Consider the following 6182-nt stretch of genomic DNA (forward strand, 5'->3'; position numbering starts at 1 on the left):
CAATCTTTCGCCACAAGCCTATACTGGCGACTGGAAGCTTGATTCGGGAGCCCGATGATGTTCGCTCTCATGCAAAGCACCCGCCTTGAATCGCTACACCTGAGTGTCGACCCGGTGACCGGTTTGAAGGCGGTGATTGCTATCCATTGCAGCCGTCTGGGACCTGCCCTTGGCGGCTGTCGATACCTTGCCTACCCCGACGATGAAAGTGCCGTGGCGGATGCCGTGCGCCTGGCCCAGGGGATGAGTTACAAGGCTGCCTTGGCCGGACTGCCTCAAGGCGGCGGTGTAGCGGTAATTATTCGACCGGCCCATGTCGAAAGCCGTTCCGCATTGTTTGAAGCCTTCGGCCGCTGCGTCGAACAGCTCGACGGTCGTTATATCACCGCCATCGACAGCGGCACCTCGGTTGCCGACATGGATTGCATCGCCCAACAAACCCAACATGTCACCAGCACCACTGCAGCGGGCGACCCTTCGCCGCATGCTGCCATGGGGGTATTCGCCGGAATCCGCGCCACCGCCATCGCCCGCCTGGGCATCGATAACCTCGAGGGCCTGCGGATTGCCGTTCAGGGCCTGGGCAATGTCGGTTTCGCGCTTGCCGAACAGTTGCATGCCGCCGGTGCCGAACTGCTGGTCAGCGACATCGACCCGGGCAAAGTACAGTTGGCCATGGAGCAACTCGGTGCCCACCCGATTGCCAATGAATCACTGCTCAGCACCCCCTGCGACATCCTCGCGCCTTGTGGCCTGGGCGGCGTGCTCAACAGCCACAGCGTCGCCCAGTTGCGCTGCGCGGCGGTAGCGGGTTCGGCAAACAACCAGCTGACCAATCTGCAGGTCGCCGATCAGCTGGAGAACCGCGGGATTCTGTACGCGCCGGATTACGTGATCAATTCCGGCGGGCTGATTTACGTCTCGCTGAAACATCGCGGCGAGGAGTTGCCGATCATTACCGCGCATCTGTCGAAAATCGGCGCGCGACTGACCGAAGTCTTCGCCCATGCCCAAGCCGAAAAACGCTCCCCGGCGCGGGTGGCGGACGAGTTGGCGGAGCGCCTGCTGTACCGTTAGGAGCCGATATGTTTCAGAGCCCGGCGTCACAAGCGCGGGGCTTATCAGCTTCACGCTTATCCGGCGTGCAAGGAGCTGTGCCATGCCTCGTAACACGGTCGACCTTCCCTATACCCGTTATTTATCCCCCGATGGCCAACTGCTCGGTGAGCTGCCTGCCTGGGCGGATGATTTTAATCTGCTGACGCGCCTTTACCGGCAGATGGTACTGACCCGCCTGTTCGATCAGAAAGCGGTCGCCCTGCAACGTACCGGACGCATCGGCACCTACGCGCCGACCCTGGGTCAAGAGGCGATCGGCGTGGCGGTCGGCAGCCTGATGCACGCCGAAGATGTGCTGGTGCCGTATTACCGCGACACCGCCGTGCAATTGATGCGCGGAGTGCGGATGGAAGAAATCCTTTTGTACTGGGGCGGTGACGAGCGCGGCAGCCACTTTGCCGAGCCCGCGGTGGCTCAGGACTTTCCCATCTGCGTGCCGATTGCGACCCAGGCGCTGCATGCTTGCGGTGTCGCCAGCGCGTTCAAGATCCGCGGCGAACACCGGGTGGCGGTGACCACCTGCGGCGACGGCGCCACCAGCAAGGGCGACTTTCTCGAGGCCCTTAACGTGGCGGGCGCCTGGCAGTTGCCGGTGGTGTTCGTGATCAACAACAACCAGTGGGCAATCTCGGTGCCGCGCCGGATTCAGTGCGGTGCGCCGACCCTGGCGCAGAAGGCGATCGGCGCCGGGTTCCATGGCGAACAGGTTGACGGCAATGACCTTCTGGCAGTCTATGACCGTGTGCAAGTCGCGCTGGAGCGGGCGCGTCACGGCAAAGGCCCGGTGTTGCTGGAATGCGTGAGTTATCGCCTCGGCGACCACACCACCGCCGACGATGCCACGCGCTATCGTCCCGCCGAGGAGGTCAAGCACGCCTGGCTCGAAGAACCGATCAAGCGCCTGCAAACCTTCATGGCCGGGCAGGGCGTCTGGGACGAACGTCGCGAGCAGGCGCTGATCGCCGAGTGTCAGGGGCTGGTGCAACGCGCTGTGGATAACTTCGACGCGGCCGGTCATCAAGCCCCAGAAACACTGATGCAATACGTCTACGCACAATGGCCGGCAGTCCTGGGCGATCAGCGCGAATGGTTTCTCGAACGGGCAGCCCGGCGCGCGCGAGGAGGGGCTCATGAGTGACGCTAAAGTCAGCCTGCTGGAAGCGGTGAATCTGGCCCTGCATCGAGCCATGGGCGAAGACGAAAATGTCATTGTTCTGGGCGAAGACGTCGGCGTGAACGGCGGGGTGTTTCGCGCCACCCAAGGGCTGCGGGACAGCTTTGGCTTCAAGCGGGTAATCGACTCGCCGCTGGCCGAAACCATGCTCGGCGGGCTGGTGATAGGCATGGCCGCCCAAGGCCTGAAACCGGTGGTGGAGATCCAGTTCATGGGTTTTATCTACGCCACCATGGAGCACCTGGTGTCCCACGCCAGCCGCATTCGCAACCGCACACGAGGGCGGATCACCTGCCCGATGGTGCTGCGCTCCCCGATGGGTGCCGGGATTCGTGCACCCGAGCATCACAGTGAAAGCACCGAGGCGCTGTTCGCGCATATTCCGGGGCTGCGAGTGCTGATCCCCTCATCGCCGGCCCGGGCCTATGGCCTGCTGCTGGCGGCCATCGATGATCCGGATCCAGTGGTGTTTCTCGAGCCGACCCGACTCTACCGAATGAACCCGCAACCGCTGGTTGATGACGGCAAACGCCTGCCCCTCGATAGCTGTTTCACCTTGCGCGAAGGCAGCGATATCACGTTGATCAGCTGGGGCGCCAGTGTCATGGAAACCCTGCAGGCCGCTACCGCACTGGCTGAGCAGGGCGTGTCGGCGGAAGTGATCGACGTCGCCTGCATCAAACCCCTGGACCTCGACACGCTGGAAGCTTCAGTACGCAAGACCGGCCATTGCGTGATCATCCATGAAGCACCGCGCTCCTGCGGGGTTGGCGCGGAAATCGCTGCCAGCCTCTACGAACGGGCGTTGCTGGAATTGCAGGCGCCAATTCTGCGGGTTACCGCGCCGGATATCCCGCCACCGCTGTATCGGCTCGAGCAACTGTACATCCCCAGCGTTGAAGACATTCTTCACGCCTGCGATAGCGTGCTGAATTTCGCCTGAGCCCGAGGAGGGAGTGATGAAATATTTCAAACTGCCCGATCTGGGCGAAGGTCTGCAGGAAGCGGAGATCGTCAAATGGCACGTCAAGGTCGGCGATACGGTCAAGGCCGATCAATTGCTGGTCTCGGTGGAAACCGCCAAGGCACTGGTGGATATCCCCGCGCCCTATGACGGCGTGGTGGCGAAAACCTACGGCGCTGAAGGCGATATCCTGCACGTCGGCGAGCCCTTGCTCGGATATGAAGGCGAGGCGGATGCAGGCACGGTGGTCGGGCGCCTGGAAGGGGGTGGCAGCCGCCAGGACGATCAGTTTTTCGTTGGCGCTGCCCCCTCGACTCGCGAACACATGGCCACCCGTGCCACCCCTGCGGTGCGGCAACTGGCCCGGCAACTGGGCGTCGACTTGAGCGAGTTGAGCGGTTCCGGCACGGACGGCCTGATTACCCGTAGTGACGTCGAGGGGGCATCGCGGACCGAGCGCGAAAAATTCGGCGGCGAGAAGCTGCGCGGAGTACGTCGCAGCATGGCGCTGAACATGGCCAGGTCCCACGCCGAAGTGGTGCCGGTGACGATCTTCGGCGATGCCGACTTGCATCGCTGGGGCCAGGCCCGGGATCCGTTGATTCGCCTGGCCAAGGCCATGGCTGCCGCCTGTGCGCTGGAACCCGTATTGAACAGTGCGTTCGACGGCAAGTCGCTGTCGATCAAGCAGCACCAGACACTCGATCTGGGCATCGCCGTGGACACACCGGACGGTTTGTTCGTGCCGGTCCTGCTCGATGTCGGCAAGCGTGCGTCGGCCGACCTTAAAGAGGGCATGAATCGATTGCGCGCCGACGTACAGGCGCGCTCGATACCGCCCCAGGAAATGATGGGCGCGACCCTGACCCTGTCCAATTTCGGCACCTTGTTCGGGCGCTACGCCAACCCGGTGGTGGTGCCGCCACAGGTGGCAATTCTCGCCGCCGGCGCCATTCGCGACGAACCGGTCGCGATGAACGGCAAGGTTGTGGTGCATCCGATCCTGCCGCTGTCGCTGACCTTCGATCACCGGGCGGTGACTGGCGGCGAAGCGGCGCGGTTCTTCAAGGCGCTGGTCGAAGCCCTGGAAAAACCTGAGGATTAGAACTTTTCCTGCAGCCATTAAAAAGGCCCTGAGTCAGTGACTCAGGGCCTATTCAATTCGGGGTGTTGCTTACTTCGCGGGCTTGGCGGCTTTCGCGGCTTTCGCGGGCTTGACGGGCTCAGCTGTTTCGGTTGCTTCAACCGGTTCGGCTGCTTCAGTCACTTCAGGCGCTTTAACCGGTTCAGGTGCTTCAGCCGGCACATTGAGTAACTCGGACAGGGCGTCCGGTTGGCTCTTGAATGCCTTGGCGAACACATCGCGATTTTTCGCCATGTAGATCCCGGCTTCTTCCACTTGCTGCTCGGTCAGCGACGGAACGGCTTTTTGCAACACTTCGGCCAGCAACTCGGCCAGTTCGAGCATTTTGTCATGACGGTCAGCTTCGGCTTTATCCATGAACAAACGCTCCAGATCTCGGCTGCTGCGGTATACCACTTCGACGGCCATTTACCACCTCACATGCCTTCACGATAAGTTGTCTTTTGCGACTACTGTATTTTTATACAGCTAAAAGCATAAGCGAATCCCGCCGCTTTGGGTAGTGGCTTTTCAATGTAGCTGTGTTTTAGGGTTTGTCAGGTAGACCGTGTTGCCTGCACCCCTGTAGGAGCGAGCTTGCTCGCGATGGACTCAAGGACGGCGCGTTTATTCAGAAAGCACGCGTTATCGTTAACCTCCATCGCGAGCAATCGAGCGTCGACCGGCTGCTCCTACAAGATCGACGCAAGACCTGTGGGAGCCGGGCTTGCCCGCGAAAGCGACCTGTCAGACGACTAAGATTTTGCGCGAACTCATCGGAAACTTCCCGCAGGCTGTGGCGGTTTGTATGAACTGGCGGGAGATTGGCTGCATCGATAATCTTTGAATGTCACTGCAAATTCAGTGACAGGGCGTAGGAACCCTTTAAATACCGGGACTCATTCGCGTCGATGCTTGATTGATGCATAACCAGAGCTCTCAAATGAAAACACTGACACCCGATCCACCCTTTTCCACCGCCCCCACCCATCGCTACATGCCTCTCACCAGCAACGACTGCGATATCCCGACCCTGTTCGTCGACACCCTGGCGCCACTCGATGTGCTGCAGGACGCTGCCGATTACCGCATCCGCGCCGTCACTCAGTTGATGGAAAACCTGGCCATGCGCGAGGAAATTCGTACCGATGCGGTGATCCTCCAAGACTTCGCCCGGCTCTGCGCCATTGCACTGCGCGATGGGTGTGATCTTCTGGATGTGCTCGGTCGGCGGTTGCAGGCGCAGATCTCGAAGTAGGCACAAACCTTGTGGCGAGGGGGCTTGCCCCCATAGGCGCTAACCAAATCTCTCGCTCCATAGCTCATCTTGCTGGTATCCCCGCTTTTTTCGCGGGGATTCGCGCAGTGCACGACTGAAGTAATCCCATTTCTCAAGACACGTAAACAACGACAAGCGGGGACTGATCACGCTACAAAGCAACCAATGGATAAAGGCCATTTCACGCCAGCGACAACGCCTCTGAGCCACGTTTTCTTGAATGCCCCTCGCTCTCGACAGGGGAAAAATGCTCGCCTGTGGCGATCAACCGCTCAATAAGGCAAGCCACTAATAATTTCCCTTGCAGCCAGGCTTTCGCGCCTTCCGGGTTTTTCTTTCTCAAGCGCGATAACCCTAGCAATGACTTCATCCGCTTGAACGCCAACTCCACCTGCCAGCGGTGCCGATAAAGGGCCAAGACCTCTTGCGCACTCAGGCAGTCCAAGGTCGTGACCACCACAACGTAGCCTGCTGCCTCCACTGTCTGTGATTGAAGCTGCTTCTGTTTTTGCTTTTTTTGTGC

The 6182-nt window shown here is 60.5% G+C and carries 6 protein-coding genes and 1 pseudogene; 5 read left to right on the forward strand and 2 right to left on the reverse strand.

All coding sequences use genetic code 11. The annotated features are described in order from the left end of the window. Nucleotides 1-57 precede the first annotated feature (57 nt). The 4 genes from F8N85_RS23595 (at nt 58) to F8N85_RS23610 (ending at nt 4362) form a co-directional block, all read left to right on the forward strand. Entirely contained in the window at nt 58-1077 is a 1020-nt protein-coding gene (locus tag F8N85_RS23595; protein WP_150805918.1) for a Leu/Phe/Val dehydrogenase, read from the forward strand. Between the two features lie 82 nt (nt 1078-1159). After that, complete coding sequence (pdhA, locus tag F8N85_RS23600; protein WP_150805919.1) at nt 1160-2257, forward strand: pyruvate dehydrogenase (acetyl-transferring) E1 component subunit alpha; 1098 nt, start codon at nt 1160-1162, stop codon at nt 2255-2257. Further along, on the forward strand, nt 2250-3236 hold the full coding sequence (locus tag F8N85_RS23605; protein ID WP_150805920.1) for an alpha-ketoacid dehydrogenase subunit beta: 987 nt from the start codon (nt 2250-2252) through the stop codon (nt 3234-3236). The genes pdhA and F8N85_RS23605 overlap by 8 nt, the downstream gene beginning before the upstream one ends. Before the next feature lie 16 nt (nt 3237-3252). Then, the gene (locus F8N85_RS23610) at nt 3253-4362 is read left to right on the forward strand and encodes a dihydrolipoamide acetyltransferase family protein (RefSeq protein ID WP_150805921.1); all 1110 of its coding nucleotides are present in this window, start codon (nt 3253-3255) and stop codon (nt 4360-4362) included. Between the two features lie 207 nt (nt 4363-4569). Here F8N85_RS23610 and F8N85_RS35120 read toward each other — a convergent pair. Continuing rightward, nucleotides 4570-4809 (reverse strand): annotated as a pseudogene (locus F8N85_RS35120) (YebG family protein); the annotation flags it as partial. Between the two features lie 514 nt (nt 4810-5323). Between F8N85_RS35120 and F8N85_RS23620 the strand changes: the two are divergent. After that, complete coding sequence (locus F8N85_RS23620) at nt 5324-5638, forward strand: hypothetical protein (RefSeq protein WP_150805923.1); 315 nt, start codon at nt 5324-5326, stop codon at nt 5636-5638. 202 nt (nt 5639-5840) lie between these two features. On the opposite strand, the gene F8N85_RS23625 is transcribed toward F8N85_RS23620, so the two are convergent. Continuing rightward, nucleotides 5841-6182: transposase (locus F8N85_RS23625; protein ID WP_150805924.1), on the reverse strand; the 342-nt coding region annotated here is incomplete at its 5' end.

This window comes from Pseudomonas fluorescens (assembly GCF_902497875.1).
Lineage (GTDB): Bacteria > Pseudomonadota > Gammaproteobacteria > Pseudomonadales > Pseudomonadaceae > Aquipseudomonas > Aquipseudomonas fluorescens_BR.